The organism is Bradyrhizobium genomosp. III, from assembly GCF_000261705.1.
GTDB lineage: Bacteria > Pseudomonadota > Alphaproteobacteria > Rhizobiales > Xanthobacteraceae > Bradyrhizobium > Bradyrhizobium ottawaense.
The window spans coordinates 1-238 of sequence record NZ_AJQF01000109.1 but is presented as its reverse complement, the minus strand read 5'-3'; the positions used below and the strand labels follow the sequence as shown (position 1 = coordinate 238).

General features: G+C 65.5%; 1 protein-coding gene. It reads right to left on the bottom strand.

All coding sequences use genetic code 11. From position 1 onward, the window contains the following. On the bottom strand, positions 1–238 hold a 238-nt coding region (locus IC66_RS42525; RefSeq protein WP_162131327.1), incomplete at both ends, for a sensor histidine kinase.

Sequence of the window (238 nt, the reverse complement as noted above, 5' to 3'; positions counted from 1 at the left end):
CCATGGCTCGCCATCACCGCGCGCGCGATCGCAAGCCCCATCCCGGTGCCCCCCTGGTCGCGGCGGGTGGTGAAGAACGCATCAAAGATCCTGTCGCGGTTCGGTGCCGAGATCGGCTCGCCGTCATTGCTCACCGTCAGACGCAAGGTCGTGCGTTCGTCCACAGCCTCCAGCCTGATTGTCCCAGCCTTGTGCCGCATCGCGTTGTCGGCGAGATGCGACAGCACGATCAGTGCCT